Consider the following 16,238-nt stretch of genomic DNA (forward strand, 5'->3'; position numbering starts at 1 on the left):
CGCGTTCATCGGCGCCCTGCGTGTTGCGAGTGCAGCAGGGCGCCGATCGCAGTAGCGTCCCCGGTAACAGGCAGCGGACGAGTTGCCTGTCCGGGAGGTTCTGATCGTGGCTGAAGTATTCAGTGCGAGGGGGCCGGCGCCCGGCCCTCGTGCGGATTGACGCACCAGGGACGGACCGGCCCAGCGAACTGAAGTTTGCGCGGGCGCCGCGCAGGCATAGGAGCCTCACGTGACCGCAACACGCTCCGTATCTGCCCATTCCGGACATGCCGGGAACTCCCCGAGGTCCGCATCCACGAAGTCTCCCGAACGGTCAGTTCGCACCTACGTACTCGACACCTCGGTTCTGCTCTCGGATCCGTGGGCCGTCACTCGTTTCGCGGAGCACGAGGTGGTCCTGCCCCTGGTGGTGATCGGGGAGCTGGAGGGCAAACGCCACCACCACGAGCTGGGATGGTTTGCCCGCGAGGCACTTCGGATGCTCGACGACCTGCGGATCGAGCACGGACGGCTGGATCAGCCGGTTCCGATCGGCTCCGACTACGGCACGCTCCAGGTGGAGCTCAACCACACCGACCCCTCGGTCCTCCCGATCGGATTCCGGACCGACTCAAACGATTCCAGGATTCTGGCCTGTGCCCTCAACCTCGCCGCCGAGGGCAAGGACGTGGTCCTGGTCAGCAAGGACATCCCCCTGCGGGTCAAGGCAGGTGCGGTCGGCCTGCCCGCCGACGAGTACCACGCACACGACGTGGTCCCGTCGGGATGGACGGGGATGACCGAGCTCGATGTTGCCTCGACCAGGATCGACGAGCTGTTCTCGGACGGGGTCATCGATCTCGACGAGGCGCGAGAGCTGCCCTGTCACACCGGAATCCGGCTGATGGGCGGAAGCTCCAGCGCGCTGGGGCGGGTGACCCCGGACAAGCGGGTGCAGCTGGTCCGCGGCGAGCGGGAGGCCTTCGGCCTGCACGGCCGCTCGGCCGAACAGCGGATCGCCCTCGACCTGTTGCTCGACGAGAGCATCGGCATCATCTCGCTCGGCGGCAAGGCAGGCACCGGCAAGTCGGCGCTCGCCCTGACCGCGGGGTTGGAAGCGGTGCTCGAGCGTCGCACCCACAGGAAGGTGGTGGTCTTCCGGCCGCTGTATGCGGTCGGCGGACAGGAGCTCGGTTACCTGCCCGGCAGCGAGAGCGAGAAGATGGGGCCGTGGGCGCAGGCGGTGTTCGACACCCTCGACGGCCTGGCGAGTCCCGAGGTGATGGACGAGGTGATCAGCCGCGGGATGCTGGAAGTGTTGCCGCTCACCCACATTCGCGGCCGGTCGCTGCACGACTCGTTCGTGATCGTGGACGAGGCGCAGTCTCTCGAGCGCAATGTGCTGCTCACGGTGCTGTCCCGGCTCGGCACCGGGTCGCGGGTGGTGCTCACCCATGACGTCGCCCAGCGCGACAACCTGAGGGTCGGCAGGCACGACGGCGTCGCCGCGGTGATCGAGAAACTCAAGGGGCACCCGCTCTTCGCCCACGTCACGCTCACCCGTAGCGAGCGCTCGCCGATCGCGGCGCTGGTGACCGAGATGCTCGAGGAGTTCGGTCCGACCGCCTGACGCGAGGGTGGGGAGGCCCGGTCTCGGGCCTCCCCATCTGCTACTGCTGCGGGGACTGGTCCTGAGCCGGCGCCTGAGCCGTCTTGTCCGTGCCGCGGAGCTTGCGCCACTGGGTGGTGGCGACGTACTTGATGAGCAGGCCGTAGTTGCGGAGCTTTTCCATCGTGGTCCCTTCGATACCGGATCGTGAGTCGATCCGGTGAATTCTATTGGTAGGCAGACACGCCGGATCGACACCCGTCAATGTCGGGATGAACACACCTCACCAGGGCTTTTCATGGTCCGGATCATTGGCGCGCACCGCAGCGGTCTACGTACCATCGGCGGGCGTGCACGGTGAGAGCGAAATGATCGACGCGGATTCGGACTGGGTTCACCCGCGTCTGCTGCAGGCGACCTTCGTCCCGGTTCTCGGGGCGATGGCGTGGTGGGGCACAGATGACGTGGCGGCCGAGCTGGCTCGGTTGGGCCTGCCGCAGGGCCGGGCGGCCAGCTGCCGGTTTGCGGTTCCAGTCGGCGGTGCCGTCGCGCCGCGCACGGTCGATGCGCGATTGGTCGATCTGGTGGACGCGCTGCCGGCATTGCGGGCGATGGACCCGGGCGAGGGCGCGGGGAGATCCGTCCGCTCGTGGTGCGCGGCCGCGCATCTCGCGGGCGGGGACCAGGCAGCGAGCGGGGACCGGCGCGCCGAGCTCGCCGCGCAGATGCCCGCCGCGGCCCACGCCGTGCCGAACGAGGACGAGTCGGCGATCCCGGCCGCGCTCGCCTCGCTGAACAGCTTCATCTCGGCGGCACGGACCACTGACGATTTGGCGGCGGCCCATGTCCGCGCCACGCTGCGGCCGTATCAGGTCCAGGGGGTCGCCTGGCTCCTGGCGCTCGACGAGGTGGGCGGCGGCATCCTCGCCGACGAGATGGGGCTCGGCAAGACGCTGCAGGCCATCTGCGTGCTCGCCACCCGAAACGAACGGGGTCCACATCTCGTGGTGTGCCCGACCTCGGTGGTCGGGAACTGGCGTCGCGAGCTCGCGCGGTTCGCCCCCGACGTCCCGGTGATCGTCCATCACGGCGGGGGCAGGGCTCTGCCCGCGACGGTGAGCCCGGGGACCGTGGTACTGACCAGCTACGGACTGCTGCGCTCGGACGTCGACCGACTGGGCGAAGTGACGTGGGACGCTGTCATATTCGACGAGGCGCAGCAGATCAAGAATCCCGATTCCCTCGCGGCCAGGGCGGCGGCGCGGCTGTCCGCGCGGATTCGGGTCGCCGTGACCGGAACCCCGGTCGAGAACCGGCTCGACGACCTGTGGTCGATCTTCCGCGCGGTCAACCCGGCACTGTTGGGTACCAGGGCACGCTTCCGTCAGCGCTTCGTCGTCCCGATCGAGTCCAGACGATCGGCGACGGCTGCGGCGCGGCTCGGCGCACTCATCGCGCCACACGTGCTGCGGCGTACCAAGGCCGAGGTGGCCACCGAGCTACCGGACAAGCAGTACTCGACCGTCGCGTGCACGCTGTCCGACGAGCAGGTTCGGCTGTACCGTCACGCGGTGGAGCGCGCGTTCGACGCGGGGCTCGGCAGTGGAATCGCCCGGCGCGGCAACGTGCTCGCACTGCTGACCACCCTGAAGCAGGTCTGCAACCATCCCGAACAGCTCCTCGGCGACGGAGGCGCGCTGCGCGGTAGGTCGGGCAAGTTCGACCGGGCTGCCGAAATGCTCTCGGAGATAGTCGAAGACGGGGACCGGGCCCTGGTGTTCACCCAGTACCGCACGATGGGGGAGCTGTTGTCGACGCACCTGACGACCGAGCTCGGGGTCGGCGAGATCCCCTTCCTGCACGGTGGTCTGAGCGCACGGGCGCGGGACCGGATGGTCCAAGAGTTCCAGGATGGTCCCGACGCGCCGCCCGTGCTCATCCTGAGTCTGCGCGCGGCGGGATTCGGCCTGAATCTGACCCGGGCCAGCCATGTCGTGCACTACGACCGATGGTGGAATCCCGCGGTCGAGGACCAGGCCACGGACCGGGCGCACCGGATCGGCCAACGCCGAACGGTGAACGTGTACTCCCTCGTCACCGGCGGCACCATCGAGGACCACATCGCCTCGATGCACGAATCGAAGCGCGCTCTGGCGGAATCGATTTCGCGGAACTCGGAGGTCGAGCTGGCTGAGCTGGCCGACGACGAGCTGCGCTCGCTGCTCGACCTCGACGCGGTGGGTGCTCGATGACGGCAGCAGAGTTCGGCGCAACGGCGTGGGGGCGGGTCTGGCTTCGCACGATCGAGTCGACGGCCGCCTCGGCGCCGAATGCGCAGCTGCCCCACGCGCGGAGACTGGCCAGGGGTGGCGCGGTGACCCTAACGGACGTATCGGCGGGCCGGGTCGACGCGGAGGTGGTGGTGAAGCAGAAGTCCTACGCGATCACCGTCGATGTGCCGCGCTGGGATGCGGATGCGTTGGTGCGGGTGCGCGAGGTACTCGGCGGGGCGGGGCTCAGCGACGGCGGCGCGTCGGGTGATCTCCCGGACGCGTTGGTGGCGCAGCTGCAGGGGGCGGGCATCGTGGTCGCCGCGACACCGGCGGAGTGCGGGGCGACGTGTGCCTGCACGGGTCGCCGGGCGCCATGCCTGCACCACCTGGCGACCGTGTATGCCCTCGTCCAGCTGATCGACGAGGAACCGGCGCTGGCCGTCCGGTTGCGGTCCGATGGCTCGGTCGCCGTCGGCTCGGCTGGTCCGGGGTCGCGGGGGCGGCGGGACTGGATCGCCCTGGCCGAGGTGGACCCGGAGTCGTTCTACGGTTGACGGGCAGCTGTTCGGACGCCGACTTCTCAATCGCGCAGCGCGGTGACCTCGCTGAGGTAGCCGGTGCCGCGTCCGCCACGCCTGCCGGTCACGGCCCTGGCCGCGCCGACCAGGATGCCGCGGACGACGTCGCGGATGCTGAAGTAGTCCCGCCAGACCGCGATCTTGCCGTCGCGCAGCTCGAACGTGCCGCACACCCAGAACTCGGCGTTGAGCGGTCCGACGCCGAGCAGGTCGGTGCGCTCGGTGAGGACCATGCCGTACTCGCCCGCAGCGTGGTGCATGATCACGTCGAATCGGAGGCCGGGGCGGGCGAGTTGCCGCAGCACCCTGGTCACCAGGGGGTATCCGCGCAGGATCGGCAGCGAGACGTTGTGCCAGGCGATCTCGGAATGCAGGTACGCGGCCGCGGTGTCGACATCGGTCCTGGCCAGGGCGGCCAGGAACTCGCGCACGACCAGGACGTCGGCGGGTGTGTCGACGGAACTCGATTCGAGGTCTACCAGACTCATGTCGATCCGATCGCTCGTGTGGTCAGTGGACGGTGTCCCGACCGTACCGGTCGAGCGCGCCGGGAGGAGGGCCGGACAGCCGCCGAGTTCGGCGACTGCTGCTCGTCCGCCACCGAACCCGAATCGGCCGGATGCTTGACCACGCGTGCCTCGCGGGACACCATGTGGTGTGCGCAAATTGGCGAGCGCGATCCTCTCGACCGTCATCGCAACGGTGCTGGCGCTGCTCTGTGCGCCGCACGCCCTGGCTCAGGGGCCCTGGTTCGACGGGGCCGTCGGCGGGGCAACTCAGGTCATCGCCGTCCGTGGTTCGGGCGGCTCGGACGCCACCCTGGAGGCCTGGCAGCGGTCCCCGCTCGGCTGGCACCGCATCTCCCCGACCCTGCCCGCAAAGGTCGGGGCGGACGGGTTCACGGATGCTGCCAGGGACGGCGTGCCCGCGACCCCGGAGGGCGTGTTCAGCCTGGACGCGGCCTTCGGCACGGCCGGGAACCCCGGCGGCGGCCTGCCGTACCGGAAGGTGGGTCCGAACGACTGGTGGGACGGCGACCCGGACAGCGCGACCTACAACACGCATCAGGTCTGCGCCCCGGGGTCCTGCGCCTTCGACGAGTCGGCCAGCGAGGAGCTGGAGATCCCCGCGTACCGCTACGCGGTGGTGATGGGCGTCAACAAGGAGCGGGTGCCGGGCGGCGGCGGTGCCTTCTTCCTGCACGTCTCGAATGGTGAGCCCACGTTGGGCTGCGTCGCGGTGAGCGAGGGCGCACTGGTCTGGCTGATCCGGTGGCTGCAGCCGGGCGCGGTCATCGCCATCGCGGACTGAGCGCGGTCCCGTCGACTGCCAGGGAGGCCGGAGTGAACAGCGATCGATCCACCCCCTCGGCGGACGCGAAGTCGATTGCCGTGCGCAGTATCGAGTTCGTGGCCGCGGGCGGCCGCGAGGACTTCGACGCCATCATTCATCCGGAGGCCCTCAATCACGAGACCAAGACCGAGCCCCCGCACACCCGGGTCCCCGGACCCGCTTCCTGGCATGCGACCGCGCTCTGGCTGCGCCAGCCGTTCGCGGACCTGCATTTCGAGATTCGGAACGTGGTGGCGGATGGTGACCTCGTCGCGGTCGAGGTGACCATGAGCGGTCGCCACGTCGGACTGTTCCTGAACTTCGACGAGAGCGGCGCCGTCGCCGGGGCCTTCCCGCCTACTGGCCGGAGTTTCGCTGTCGCCCAATCGCATTGGGTTCGAATCGAGAACGGCCTGGTGATCGAGCACTGGGCCACCCGCGACGATCTCGGTATGGCCGAGCAACTCGGCTGGTTGGAGCCGAGCCCGGCCTACCTGACGCGGATGCTGTGGGCCAAGCGCCGTGCCAGGAAGGCGCGGCCGGTCTGACGGCTACTCCTCGACCTTCGCCATCGCGAGGACGTCGAGACGGCTGTCGAGTTCCGCCTCGGTCAGCTTCTCGGGGACCAGCCCGCGGTCGATCACCGTCTGGCGGATCGTCTTGCGCTCCTTGAGTGCCTCCTTCGCGACGGCGGCGGCCTCCTCGTAGCCGATCGCGGAGTTCAGTGGCGTCACGATCGACGGAGACGACTCCGCGAGCGTCCTGAGGTGCTCCGTGTTGGCGACGAGGCCGGAGACGCACTTGTCGGCGAACAGTCGGGAGACGTTGGCGAGCAAGCGGAATGACTCGAGCAGGTTGCGGGCCATCATCGGGATGTTCACGTTGAGCTCGAAGGCGCCGGCTGCGCCGCCCCAGGCGACGGCCGCATCGTTCCCGACGACCTGCGCGGCCACCTGCGTGACCGCTTCCGGCAGAACGGGATTCACCTTGCCCGGCATGATCGACGAGCCGGGCTGCAGGTCGGGGAGTCGGATCTCGCCGAGCCCGGTCAGCGGGCCCGATCCCATCCAGCGGATGTCGTTCGCGATCTTGGTGAGCGAGACCGCGATGGTCCGCAGAGCGCCCGACGCCTCGACCAACCCGTCACGGGCGGCCTGAGCCTCAAAGCTGTTGCGCGCCGGGGAGAGAGCGTCGATCCCGGTGGCGCTGACGAGTTCGGCGACCACCATCGGGCCGAACCCGTCGGGGGCGTTGAGCCCGGTGCCGACCGCGGTGCCGCCGATCGGGAGCTCGCCGAGCCGGGGTAGGGCGGACATGATCCGTTCGATGCCTGCCTCGACCTGTCGGGCGTAGCCGCCGAACTCCTGCCCGAGGGTCACCGGCACCGCATCCATGAGGTGGGTCCGACCGGACTTGACGACGGACTTCCATTCGGAGGCCTTGTCGAACAGCGCCAGCCGCAGATGATCGAGCCCGGGGATCAGCGCCTTCACCGCGGACTCCGTGGCCGCGAGGTGGGTGGCGGTGGGGAAGGTGTCGTTCGAGGACTGCGACATGTTGACGTGATCGTTGGGGTGCACCTCGACGCCGTTCGCCTTCGCGATCGACGCGATGACCTCGTTGGCGTTCATGTTGGAGCTGGTGCCGGAGCCGGTCTGGAACACGTCGATCGGGAACTGGTCGTCGTGCCTGCCGTCGGCGATCTCGTTGGCGGCCGAGATGATGGCGTCGGCCTTGACGGCGTCGAGCAGGCCGAGGTCCTTGTTGACCTGCGCGCAGGCGGCCTTGAGCAGGCCCATCGCCCGGATCTGGGCGCGTTCGAGGCCGCGGCCGCTGATCGGGAAGTTCTCCACAGCGCGCTGGGTCTGGGCCCGCCACAGCGCGTCGATCGGGACCCGGACCTCGCCCATGGTGTCGTGCTCGATGCGGAACTGCGATTCGGCGTTCTCAGTCATACCTAGCAGCTTGCCACCGAAGCGGCTTCGCCGCCTGTGCGCGATTTGTACCCCAACCGGGGTACAAATCGCGCACAGGCGCGTAGCGCCTCAGGGCATGGGGAACTGGGCGTCCGGGTCGCCGTCGAAGTCGACCGAGGAGTACTCGCGCAGCTTGGACAGGCGGTGGTAGGCGTCGATCATCCGGACGGTGCCGGACTTGCTACGCATCACGATCGACTGGGTGTGCGCGCCGCCGCCGCTGTAGCGGACGCCGCGCAGCAGGTCACCGTCGGTGACGCCGGTCGCGGTGAAGAAAACGTTCTCGCCGGAGACCAGGTCCTCGGTGAGCAGCACCCGATCCAGGTCGTGGCCCGCGTCGATGGCCTTCTGGCGCTCGGCATCGTCGGTCGGGGCGAGCCGGCCCTGCAGCGCGCCGCCCATGCAGCGCATGGCGGCCGCGGCGATGATGCCCTCGGGGGTTCCGCCGATGCCGATCAGCATGTCGGTGCCGGAGTCCGGGCGGGCCGCGGCGATGGCGCCTGCCACGTCGCCGTCGGAGATCAGCCGGATCCGGGCGCCGGTCGCGCGGACGTCGGAGATCAGCTGCGCGTGCCGGGGGCGATCCAGGATGCAGACGGTGACGTCGGAGACCGAGGACTTGCGGACCTTCGCGATGCGCTTGATGTTCTCGGCGACCGGCGCGGTGATGTCGATGACGTCGGCGGCGTCCGGGCCGACGGCGATCTTCTCCATGTAGAACACGGCGGACGGGTCGAACATGGCGCCGCGCTCGGCGACCGCGAGCACGGAGATCGCGTTCGGCATGCCCTTGGACATCAGCGTGGTGCCGTCGACGGGGTCGACCGCGAAGTCACAGTCCGGGCCGTCGCCGTTGCCGACCTCTTCGCCGTTGTAGAGCATGGGGGCCTCGTCCTTCTCGCCCTCGCCGATCACTACGACGCCGCGCATGGACACGCTGCTCACGAGCTGACGCATGGCGTCGACGGCGGCACCGTCGCCGCCCTCCTTGTCGCCCTTGCCGACCCAGCGGCCCGCGGCCAGCGCGCCCGCCTCGGTGACGCGGACCAGCTCCATCGCCAGGTTGCGGTCCGGCGCCTCGCGGCGACTCGATGGGGTGCTGGCCGTCATGTGCGGTGCCTCCTAGTGGCAGGCGCGTGCGGGCGCCGCCATAGATTCCGTCGGGGGAAGTCAGTCTTCGACTCGAGCGTGATTGTCTCATCACCGGTGGCCCGCTGATGAGGCTGGGCTACGGCTGCCGTTCGAGCGACCATCCCGTGCTCAGGTCGTGGAGCAGGTCGGGGGCGCGGTGCACGGCCCGCTGCTGGTCGGCGAACTGGCGGAACGGCTGGGCGAGCAGCGCGTCGGCCACGCCCGGTCGATCCTCGGCGAGGCGCCGGTACGCGACCGCGATGTCCCCGGCGATGTACGTCCAGCGCGGTCCGCGATCCGCCCAGTTGAAGTCGGGCAGCGGCGCCCGCAGCCGGTAGGTCGCGCCGCCGACCTCACCGGTGACCGACACCGGGGCGAACACCCCCGCGGCCCGCGATCCGGGGACCGAGGGCTTCGCGGCGATGGTCGTCACATAGGTCAGGGCCCGGGCGACGCCACCGCGCGCCGTCGACGTGGCATCCCACTGGTCGGCGACCACCTGGTTCTGCTCCCGGTCCGCCATCCGGACCATGGCGTCGGCGTAGCCGGCCGGGGTGCCGGAGTAGATGCCGACCCACGCGGCCCTCGCGTTGTCGTCGAGCAGGCCGGCCGCGTCGAGCTCGTCGACGGCGGTCCGGCCGCCCGCGAGGTAGGCCTCGTGCATCGGCACCATGTCGAAGAAGATGTGCTTCTGCATGATCAGCAGGCGCTTCTGGTACCAGTCCAGATCCTGCGCGGTCACTCGCGGGCCGACGGTCGCCAGCACCCGGGCGTCCGGCGGCAGCAGCGCCGTCGCGGCCTCGGGTAGCGCACCGGTGGCCGCGGCCACCGCGCCGCCGAGGCCGCGGACGGCGTCGACGCCGAGCGCCGCGCGGCCCATGTCGAGGTCCCAGAAGCCGCCGGTGAAGGACGCCCCCGCCATCCCCGCCATCCCGGCCCAGTACAGCTCGGCGCGGGCACGCTGGTACCGGCCGTAGTTCTCGTACACCCGGTCCACCAGCGTCGCGTTGGCGGCGAGGCCGGTGTTCGGGTCCCAGGAGGCCAGGTCGATGCCCGCCGCCCTGGCACTACGGGCGAGCCAGTACTGGTGCAGCAGTGCGGAATAGCGGTCGGGGGTCACGCCTGCCGCCCGGGCATCGCCGAGCGCGTCGCCGAGGACGGCTGGGTCGGCAGGCAGCCGGGGGTCGAGCCCACCCGCTTGCTCGGCCTTCGCGTTGGCAGGGGTGATGTCGAGCAGCGCGGCATAGCCGACGGGCTGGGCGAGCGCTGCTTGCGGCGCGGCCGTTGCGACGGCGGCGAGTCCGAGAGCGAGGACCACCCCGCGGATCGTTGCGGCGCGAACGGCAGGCGGGCGGATGCAGATCCTCGAACGCATGCCGGACATCTAACAACATATATTTTATTTGTGGTGGTGCTTTCGCTCCCCGGTGGGAACCGCTGGACCTCGGCCGACGCGCGGCTGGGATACTAGCTGCGTGGCCGAGAAGAAACCCCGGATTCTGCAGAACAACCGCGACATGATGTGGTCGATGATCCCGCTGGTTCTGATCTGCCTGATCATCGCGGGGATCGCGAGCCGCTGCGAGTTCAGCCCTGGCGGTCCCTCCTCCGGGCCGGTGCCGCATTTCGACGTCAACGCCTCGCTCAAGTACGACGCCGGTGTGCTCGGGTTCCCGGTCCGCGACCCCGCCGTGCCCGAGGACTGGCAGCCGAACTCCGGCAGCCGCGGCGTGGCGGGCAGCAACGGCGGCGGCGACGTGACCACCGTCGGCTACATCACCTCGAAGGGCCGTTACCTGCAGCTGAGCCAGAGCGAGGCGACCGAGGAGGCGCTGGTGCCCTGGGTCGCAGGCGACCTGCGGAGCCCGACGGGTGTCGCCCCGGTCGCGGGCGATCGGTGGGTGGAGTATGCCGAGGAGGGCAGCGAGCCGATCTGGGTGACCGATTTCGGCGACGTCCGGGTCCTCATCAAGGGCAGTGGCACGACGGAGGAGTTCACCGAGCTCGCCACGGCCGTCGACGCGGCCCAGCCGCTCACGCCCTGACCCGGGCCATCCGCCCGGTCCGCTGCTAGACGGCCGAACCGTCGAGCGCGCAGAAGCTGTGGCAGACCCGGTCGCGGACGATCACGTCCGGGCACTCCGGGTCGAACCATCGGTCGACGTACGCCCAGTGCACGGGGTGCGCGAGGTAGGGGCCCATCAGTCCCTGCAGGTCCGTGAACTCCTGTTCCCACACGTGCGTCCACGGCGAGGCGCCCTCCGCCCGCGACACCCGGCTGAGCTGCCAGGCGCGGATCGCCGGGACATGGCGGGGCATCCGGAGCAGCTCGGCCTCGAATCGCTCCACCACGGTGTCCGCCGTGCCGGGATCCACCCGCAGCAACAGCGTCCGGTACACCCCGCCCTCGGCTCCGGCCTCGAGCCGTCCGCGCGGCTCGCCGCGGTACTCGACGCCGTCGACGTGCGCGACGACCGCGGGATCGAGGAGCGCATCGACGGCGGGTACGGCTGCCCGCCACTGTTCCTCGACGTCGAACTGCAGATGCACGATCAGGTCGCCGCCATTGCGGACGCCGGGCAGGGTCGGTTGGATCAGCGCGCGGTGCGCGCCCGCCATGGCCGCGGTGCGGCGCAGGCCCTCGGCCAGCCGTGCCCGCGCGCCGTCATCGATGTCGGGCCGGTGGTGAATGAGCTTGGTGATCTTAAACATCGGTCAACCCGTCCACGTCGTGTGCTGCGGCAGCCATCGTGCGGGTGCGCTCGAGCACCAGCTCGTCCATCCGCGCCCACCATTGCCCGAGGGCGGGGTCCGGGCGCCCCTGCCACGTCATCCGCCACCACCCGTCCGCCCCGGCGAGGGCCCAGGTGAGGGTGATGGTGTTGGACTCGTCGTCGAACCAGACCGGCGGGCTCACCAGCACATGCTCGAGAGTCATGCCCCGCTCGCGGGCTCCTGGGGCGTACTCGGCGAGGTACGCGTCGACGAATTCCCGTGCGCGCCCGGGCTTGGTGACCACCCGGTCGATGACGTACACCTTTTCGCCTGCCATGGGCCGAGGCTAGGGATTCTCCGGCGATGGGGGCAGCGGGCGCTCCCGCTCATCGGGAGTTCGCTCAGCGGACCGAGCGCACACTTTGTGCCCAATTCGACAGGTTTCGCGCATCGAAGCAGCAGACTGTGAGTGGAATCCGGAAGTGTCAACCCCGCTCCGCGCTACCGCGGATCGCCCTCGTCGTCGGCGTGCGAGAGCGCCTTCTCGACCCGTGCCCTCGCCCCGGCGAGGTGCTCCTCGCAGCGCTTGGCCAGCGCCTCGCCCCGCTCCCACAGCGCGAGGGAGTGGTCGAGGTCGAGGCCACCCTGCTCGAGCATCTTGACCACGTCGGCCAGCTCGTCCCGCGCGGCCTCGTAGCCGAGCTCCGATACCGGTTGGCTCACTGTGCTTCTCCTGACTTGTCCTTACCCATGACGGCGGCGATGACCGCGCCGTCGGCGACCCGCACCCGCAACTGGGTACCGGGCGGGGCGTCTTCCACCGAACGCAGCACCTCCGGATCCGACCCGGGCACGATCTTCTGCACCACCGAGTACCCGCGGGCCAGCGTCGCCGCCGGTCCGAGGGTGGTCAGCCGGGCCGCGAGGTGTTCGACGACGGTGGCCTGACCTGCCACCAGCCGGCTGACGTCGCGCCTGCCCGCCTCGCGGAGTCGGCCGATCTCCTCGGCCCGCCGGTCGACGGCGGCGAGCGGGTCGGCGAGCACCGGCCTGCTGCGCAGGTCGGCCAGCGACCGCGCCTCGCGCGCCACCCAGTTCCGCAGGGCGGCCGCGCCGCGCGCCCGGAACTCGGCGACGAGGGCCTGCTCGGCGACCGCGTCGGGGACCACTCGCTTGGCGGCATCGGTCGGCGTCGCGGCCCGGACGTCGGCAACGTGATCGCACAGGGGGTTGTCCGGTTCGTGGCCGATCGCGCTGACCACCGGGGTCGTGCACGCGGCGATCGCCCGGCACAGGGTCTCGTCGGAGAACGGCAGCAGGTCCTCGACGCTGCCGCCACCGCGGGCGAGGACGATCACCTCCACCGCCGGGTTCGAGTCGAGCTCGGCCAGCGCCGCGACGATCTGCGCGGTTGCCGTCGGACCCTGCACCGCGGTGTTGCGGATCTCGAACTGGACTGCGGGCCAACGTTTTCCGGCGACGCTGAGCACGTCACGCTCGGCGGCACTGGCCCGCCCGGTGATCAGGCCGACGGTGTGCGGGAGGAACGGCAGTTGCCGCTTGAGCCGCGGGTCGAACAGGCCCTCGGCCGCGAGGAGCGCACGCAACCGCTCGATCCGGGCGAGCAGCTCGCCGATCCCGACCGCCCTGATCTCGGTGACGCGCAGGGATACCGTTCCCCGACCCGTGTAGAAGGACAGCTTGCCGAACATCACGACCCGGCTGCCCTCGGTCAGCGGCACCGGGGAATCGCGGATCAGCGCGGGGGAGCAGGTCACCGACAGCGACATGTCCACGGAGGCGTCGCGCAGCACCAGGAACGCGGTGCGGGTGCCGGGACGGACGTTGATCTGGGTGATCTGGCCCTCGACCCAGATGCTGCCGAGGCGGTCGATCCACTGCGAGACCTTGGTCGCGACGGATCGCACCGGCCACGGGTGCTCGGGCGAGTTCGAGGTCGACGCGCCCGTCTGGCTCGGCTGGACGGAGCTCACTTGGCCTTGGCGCTGGTGATCCGGTTACCGAGCATGGTCTGGAACGGGGCACGGGCTCGGGCGGCGTTCTCGTAGGCCAGCAGGGTATCGAGCTCCTCGACCGACAGCGTCCGCAGCCGCGCCCGGAGTTGGGCGAGCGTCAGGTTGTCGTAGTCGAGGTACTCGGCGATCTCGGGCCGCTTCGGTGCCGGCTCGGACTGCCGGGACGCGGGCGCGCCGTTGGCGGACTTCTTCGCGGCCGAGGTCTCGGGGGCGGTGGTGGCAGGCGTCGCCGCGGGCGCGTCCGGCTCGGACTCCGGCTGCATGGAGTACAGCGCGAACCGGCCCTGGTTCGCGGGCTTGGCCGCCGCCCCGTCACCGCCCGACGGCGCGGGCGCGGCGTCCTCGTCGAAGACCGCCCACTCCGGCTGCTCCTCGTCCTGATGGAACAACATCGAGAACGCCTGATCGCCCTTGATCGCCAGCGCCGTCATGGACTGCTGGACGCGCATCGTCGTCTGCAGCATGTGGCTGATCGTGGTCATGGGGAGCGCGACCGCGGTGTTCGGCAGCTTCTGCACCTCTTCGACAACCGTGACGGCGATCCCGGCAGCGACCCGCGCAGCGAAAGGGGGACGAATCATGGCCCTAAGACTGCCTGACGAATGCCCCTTTTGGTAGCCGGGCGCGCGGTGTGCCTGATCGGGCACCCCGTCACGGCTGCCCGTACCCTGGTGTCATGTCTTCCGCAGTCCCCCTGAACCTGGGCATCGCCCGTTCCAGCGCCCCTGCTCCGGGCGGCTCCGGCAAGCGCGTCCTGCTCGCCGAGCCGCGTGGATACTGCGCGGGCGTCGACCGCGCCGTCGAGACGGTCGAGCGGGCCCTCGAGAAGCACGGCGCGCCGATCTACGTGCGCAAGGAGATCGTGCACAACCGGCATGTGGTCGAGACGCTGTCGGACCGCGGCGTCGTCTTCGTCGACGAGACCGACGAGGTGCCGGAGGGCTCGCTGCTGGTGTTCTCCGCCCACGGGGTGTCCCCGGCCGTGCACGAGTCGGCGGCCGAGCGCAACCTCAAGACCATCGACGCGACCTGTCCGCTGGTGACGAAGGTGCACCAGGAGGCCAAGCGCTTCGCGCGGGACGACTTCGACATCCTGCTGATCGGGCACGAGGGCCACGAGGAGGTCGAGGGCACCGCGGGTGAGGCCCCTGACCACGTTCAATTGGTGGACGGACCCGAGTCGGTCGACGCCATCACCGTGCGTGACGAGTCGAAGGTGATCTGGCTGTCGCAGACCACGCTCAGCGTCGACGAGACGATGGCGACGGTGTCCCGGCTCCGCGAGAAGTTCCCGCTGCTGCAGGACCCCCCGAGCGACGACATCTGCTACGCCACCCAGAACCGGCAGGTCGCGGTGAAGGCGATGGCCCCCGAGTGCGATCTGGTGATCGTGGTCGGGTCGCGGAACTCGTCGAACTCGGTGCGGCTGGTGGAGGTCGCCCTCGGCGCGGGCGCGGGGGCGAGCTACCTGGTGGACTACGCGCGAGAGATCGACACCGCGTGGCTCGACGGTGTCAGCACCGTCGGCGTCACCTCGGGTGCCTCGGTGCCGGAGATCCTGGTCAGCGGCGTGATCGAGCTCCTCGCCGAGCACGGATTCCACGACGTGCAGCCGGTGACCACCGCGAACGAGACTCTCGTCTTCTCGCTGCCGCGCGAGCTGCGCAAGCCGAGCAACACCGGTTCCTAGCGCGGGCGGTGACGCCCCGGTCCGGCCCACACGGGGTCGGACCGCGGACCGCTGGGGTCAGTACCTGCCGCGCGGCTGATCGTGAGCAGAGTCCCCCCGGTCCCGGTACCGCACCTGCGGGATCGGGTGCACGGGGGTGTACGGGTCGGCGGCGCCGCGCGGGGGCTGCACCCGTGCTGTAGCAGGGCTCGGTGCGCGTTCCGGCCTGCGGCCGAGATTTCCCGGCGCGGGCGGCGGGGGGACCGGACGACGTTGCGCCTGGGTCGGTGCCGGGTCCCGGTATACCGCGCGCCCTGGCTGCGGCTGCGGAGTCCCCTGCGGTCGCGGTGCCGGTGCGGTGCGCTGGGCGCCCGTGCGCGGCTGGTCGGTCCGCCGCGCCGCCTGTTGCGGTCGGGTCGCGGGGCGATCGGTGCCGCGGGTCGCGCCTGCCTCCGCGGACCTGCTCTTGCTCCTCGAGCGGGCGGGGGTGCGGGCAGGGGTGCGGACTGCCTGCTGACCGAGGTAGAGCCGGACCCCGCCGATGATGAGCACGGCGAGGGTGGTGGTCAGCATCAGCGGAAAGCGGTTGACCAGCGGAATCGCCACGTTGAACATCAGATCCTTGAGCCCGCCCTTGGATCCCGTGGAAAGGAACTGGTAGGCCAGCGGCACGGCCGCGAACAGGATCAGTGGCGGCTGGACCATCGCGGCGAACAGGCCGCGGCTGCGGACCGCGAGGACCGCGCCGACGCAGCCGAGAAAGTAGAAGACGGAGAACGCGGATGTCAGTTCGCTGCCACGGACAGCGTCAATGGCGAATCCAACGAAGGTCGCCGCCACCGCGATGAGAACGGCGGCCGCCGCGGGCACGCCGGGCACAGTTGGGAGAACAGACCGCATCTCGAGCGGCACCCCAGAGCGAGCACGTTGGGTTGCAGAC

18 protein-coding genes are annotated in these 16,238 nt (G+C 70.3%); 7 read left to right on the forward strand and 11 right to left on the reverse strand.

Features of this window, described 5'->3' with window-relative positions:
- Nucleotides 1–229: 229 nt before the first annotated feature.
- Nucleotides 230–1,609, forward strand: coding sequence for an RNA 5'-3' helicase PhoH2 (gene phoH2, locus RM1_RS00675; RefSeq protein WP_072749539.1), 1,380 nt, complete (start codon nucleotides 230–232; stop codon nucleotides 1,607–1,609).
- A gap of 40 nt (nucleotides 1,610–1,649) precedes the next feature.
- Here phoH2 and RM1_RS26970 read toward each other — a convergent pair whose 3' ends face one another.
- Nucleotides 1,650–1,772: a hypothetical protein gene (locus RM1_RS26970; protein ID WP_269321343.1), complete on the reverse strand. Its 123-nt coding sequence runs from the start codon at nucleotides 1,770–1,772 to the stop codon at nucleotides 1,650–1,652.
- 166 nt (nucleotides 1,773–1,938) lie between these two features.
- Here RM1_RS26970 and RM1_RS00680 point away from each other — a divergent pair, with 166 nt between their 5' ends.
- Together RM1_RS00680 and RM1_RS00685 are read left to right on the forward strand one after the other, a co-directional pair.
- Nucleotides 1,939–3,840 carry a DEAD/DEAH box helicase gene (locus RM1_RS00680; protein WP_245815907.1) on the forward strand — a complete coding sequence of 634 codons (1,902 nt, stop codon included), beginning with the start codon at nucleotides 1,939–1,941 and terminating at the stop codon, nucleotides 3,838–3,840.
- Complete coding sequence (locus tag RM1_RS00685; RefSeq protein ID WP_072749540.1) at nucleotides 3,837–4,415, forward strand: hypothetical protein; 579 nt, start codon at nucleotides 3,837–3,839, stop codon at nucleotides 4,413–4,415. Before RM1_RS00680 ends, RM1_RS00685 begins: the two co-directional genes overlap by 4 nt.
- A gap of 26 nt (nucleotides 4,416–4,441) precedes the next feature.
- Here RM1_RS00685 and RM1_RS00690 read toward each other — a convergent pair whose 3' ends face one another.
- Nucleotides 4,442–4,927: a limonene-1,2-epoxide hydrolase family protein gene (locus RM1_RS00690; RefSeq protein ID WP_072749541.1), complete on the reverse strand. Its 486-nt coding sequence runs from the start codon at nucleotides 4,925–4,927 to the stop codon at nucleotides 4,442–4,444.
- 169 nt (nucleotides 4,928–5,096) lie between these two features.
- On the opposite strand from RM1_RS00690, the gene RM1_RS00695 reads away from it, so the two are divergent.
- Nucleotides 5,097–5,750, forward strand: a complete 654-nt coding sequence (locus RM1_RS00695; protein ID WP_027501033.1) for a L,D-transpeptidase family protein — start codon at nucleotides 5,097–5,099, stop codon at nucleotides 5,748–5,750.
- Between the two features lie 32 nt (nucleotides 5,751–5,782).
- Nucleotides 5,783–6,319, forward strand: a complete 537-nt coding sequence (locus tag RM1_RS00700) for an ester cyclase (protein WP_072749542.1) — start codon at nucleotides 5,783–5,785, stop codon at nucleotides 6,317–6,319.
- A 3-nt stretch (nucleotides 6,320–6,322) separates the two neighbouring features.
- Here RM1_RS00700 and RM1_RS00705 read toward each other — a convergent pair whose 3' ends face one another.
- The 3 genes from RM1_RS00705 to RM1_RS00715 all read right to left on the reverse strand — a co-directional run bounded on the left by RM1_RS00705 (nucleotide 6,323) and on the right by RM1_RS00715 (nucleotide 10,253).
- Nucleotides 6,323–7,726 (reverse strand): class II fumarate hydratase, encoded by a 1,404-nt coding sequence (locus tag RM1_RS00705; RefSeq protein WP_072749543.1) that lies wholly within the window; start codon nucleotides 7,724–7,726, stop codon nucleotides 6,323–6,325.
- Between the two features lie 90 nt (nucleotides 7,727–7,816).
- Nucleotides 7,817–8,857, reverse strand: a complete 1,041-nt coding sequence (glpX, locus tag RM1_RS00710; protein WP_027501030.1) for a class II fructose-bisphosphatase — start codon at nucleotides 8,855–8,857, stop codon at nucleotides 7,817–7,819.
- A 118-nt stretch (nucleotides 8,858–8,975) separates the two neighbouring features.
- Nucleotides 8,976–10,253 (reverse strand): hypothetical protein, encoded by a 1,278-nt coding sequence (locus RM1_RS00715; protein WP_072749671.1) that lies wholly within the window; start codon nucleotides 10,251–10,253, stop codon nucleotides 8,976–8,978.
- Between the two features lie 100 nt (nucleotides 10,254–10,353).
- On the opposite strand from RM1_RS00715, the gene RM1_RS00720 reads away from it, so the two are divergent.
- Nucleotides 10,354–10,923: a DUF4245 domain-containing protein gene (locus RM1_RS00720; RefSeq protein WP_072749544.1), complete on the forward strand. Its 570-nt coding sequence runs from the start codon at nucleotides 10,354–10,356 to the stop codon at nucleotides 10,921–10,923.
- A gap of 25 nt (nucleotides 10,924–10,948) precedes the next feature.
- Here RM1_RS00720 and RM1_RS00725 read toward each other — a convergent pair whose 3' ends face one another.
- The 5 genes from RM1_RS00725 to RM1_RS00745 form a co-directional block, all read right to left on the reverse strand.
- The gene (locus RM1_RS00725; protein ID WP_072749545.1) at nucleotides 10,949–11,590 is read right to left on the reverse strand and encodes a Dabb family protein; all 642 of its coding nucleotides are present in this window, start codon (nucleotides 11,588–11,590) and stop codon (nucleotides 10,949–10,951) included.
- Nucleotides 11,583–11,930 (reverse strand): hypothetical protein, encoded by a 348-nt coding sequence (locus RM1_RS00730; RefSeq protein ID WP_072749546.1) that lies wholly within the window; start codon nucleotides 11,928–11,930, stop codon nucleotides 11,583–11,585. The genes RM1_RS00725 and RM1_RS00730 overlap by 8 nt, the downstream gene beginning before the upstream one ends.
- Nucleotides 11,931–12,094: 164 nt before the next feature.
- The gene (locus RM1_RS00735; protein WP_037176321.1) at nucleotides 12,095–12,316 is read right to left on the reverse strand and encodes an exodeoxyribonuclease VII small subunit; all 222 of its coding nucleotides are present in this window, start codon (nucleotides 12,314–12,316) and stop codon (nucleotides 12,095–12,097) included.
- On the reverse strand, nucleotides 12,313–13,587 hold the full coding sequence (gene xseA / locus RM1_RS00740) for an exodeoxyribonuclease VII large subunit (protein ID WP_072749547.1): 1,275 nt from the start codon (nucleotides 13,585–13,587) through the stop codon (nucleotides 12,313–12,315). The genes RM1_RS00735 and xseA overlap by 4 nt, the downstream gene beginning before the upstream one ends.
- Nucleotides 13,584–14,210, reverse strand: coding sequence for a lipid droplet-associated protein (locus RM1_RS00745; protein ID WP_072749548.1), 627 nt, complete (start codon nucleotides 14,208–14,210; stop codon nucleotides 13,584–13,586). Before RM1_RS00745 ends, xseA begins: the two co-directional genes overlap by 4 nt.
- 95 nt (nucleotides 14,211–14,305) lie before the next feature.
- On the opposite strand from RM1_RS00745, the gene RM1_RS00750 reads away from it, so the two are divergent.
- Complete coding sequence (locus RM1_RS00750) at nucleotides 14,306–15,319, forward strand: 4-hydroxy-3-methylbut-2-enyl diphosphate reductase (RefSeq protein ID WP_027501022.1); 1,014 nt, start codon at nucleotides 14,306–14,308, stop codon at nucleotides 15,317–15,319.
- A gap of 57 nt (nucleotides 15,320–15,376) precedes the next feature.
- Here RM1_RS00750 and RM1_RS00755 read toward each other — a convergent pair whose 3' ends face one another.
- Nucleotides 15,377–16,198 carry a DUF6542 domain-containing protein gene (locus RM1_RS00755; protein ID WP_245815909.1) on the reverse strand — a complete coding sequence of 274 codons (822 nt, stop codon included), beginning with the start codon at nucleotides 16,196–16,198 and terminating at the stop codon, nucleotides 15,377–15,379.
- Between the last annotated feature and the right edge of the window lie 40 nt (nucleotides 16,199–16,238).

Origin of the sequence: Rhodococcus maanshanensis NBRC 100610 (assembly GCF_001894865.1) — a bacterium.
GTDB lineage: Bacteria > Actinomycetota > Actinomycetes > Mycobacteriales > Mycobacteriaceae > Rhodococcus_G > Rhodococcus_G maanshanensis.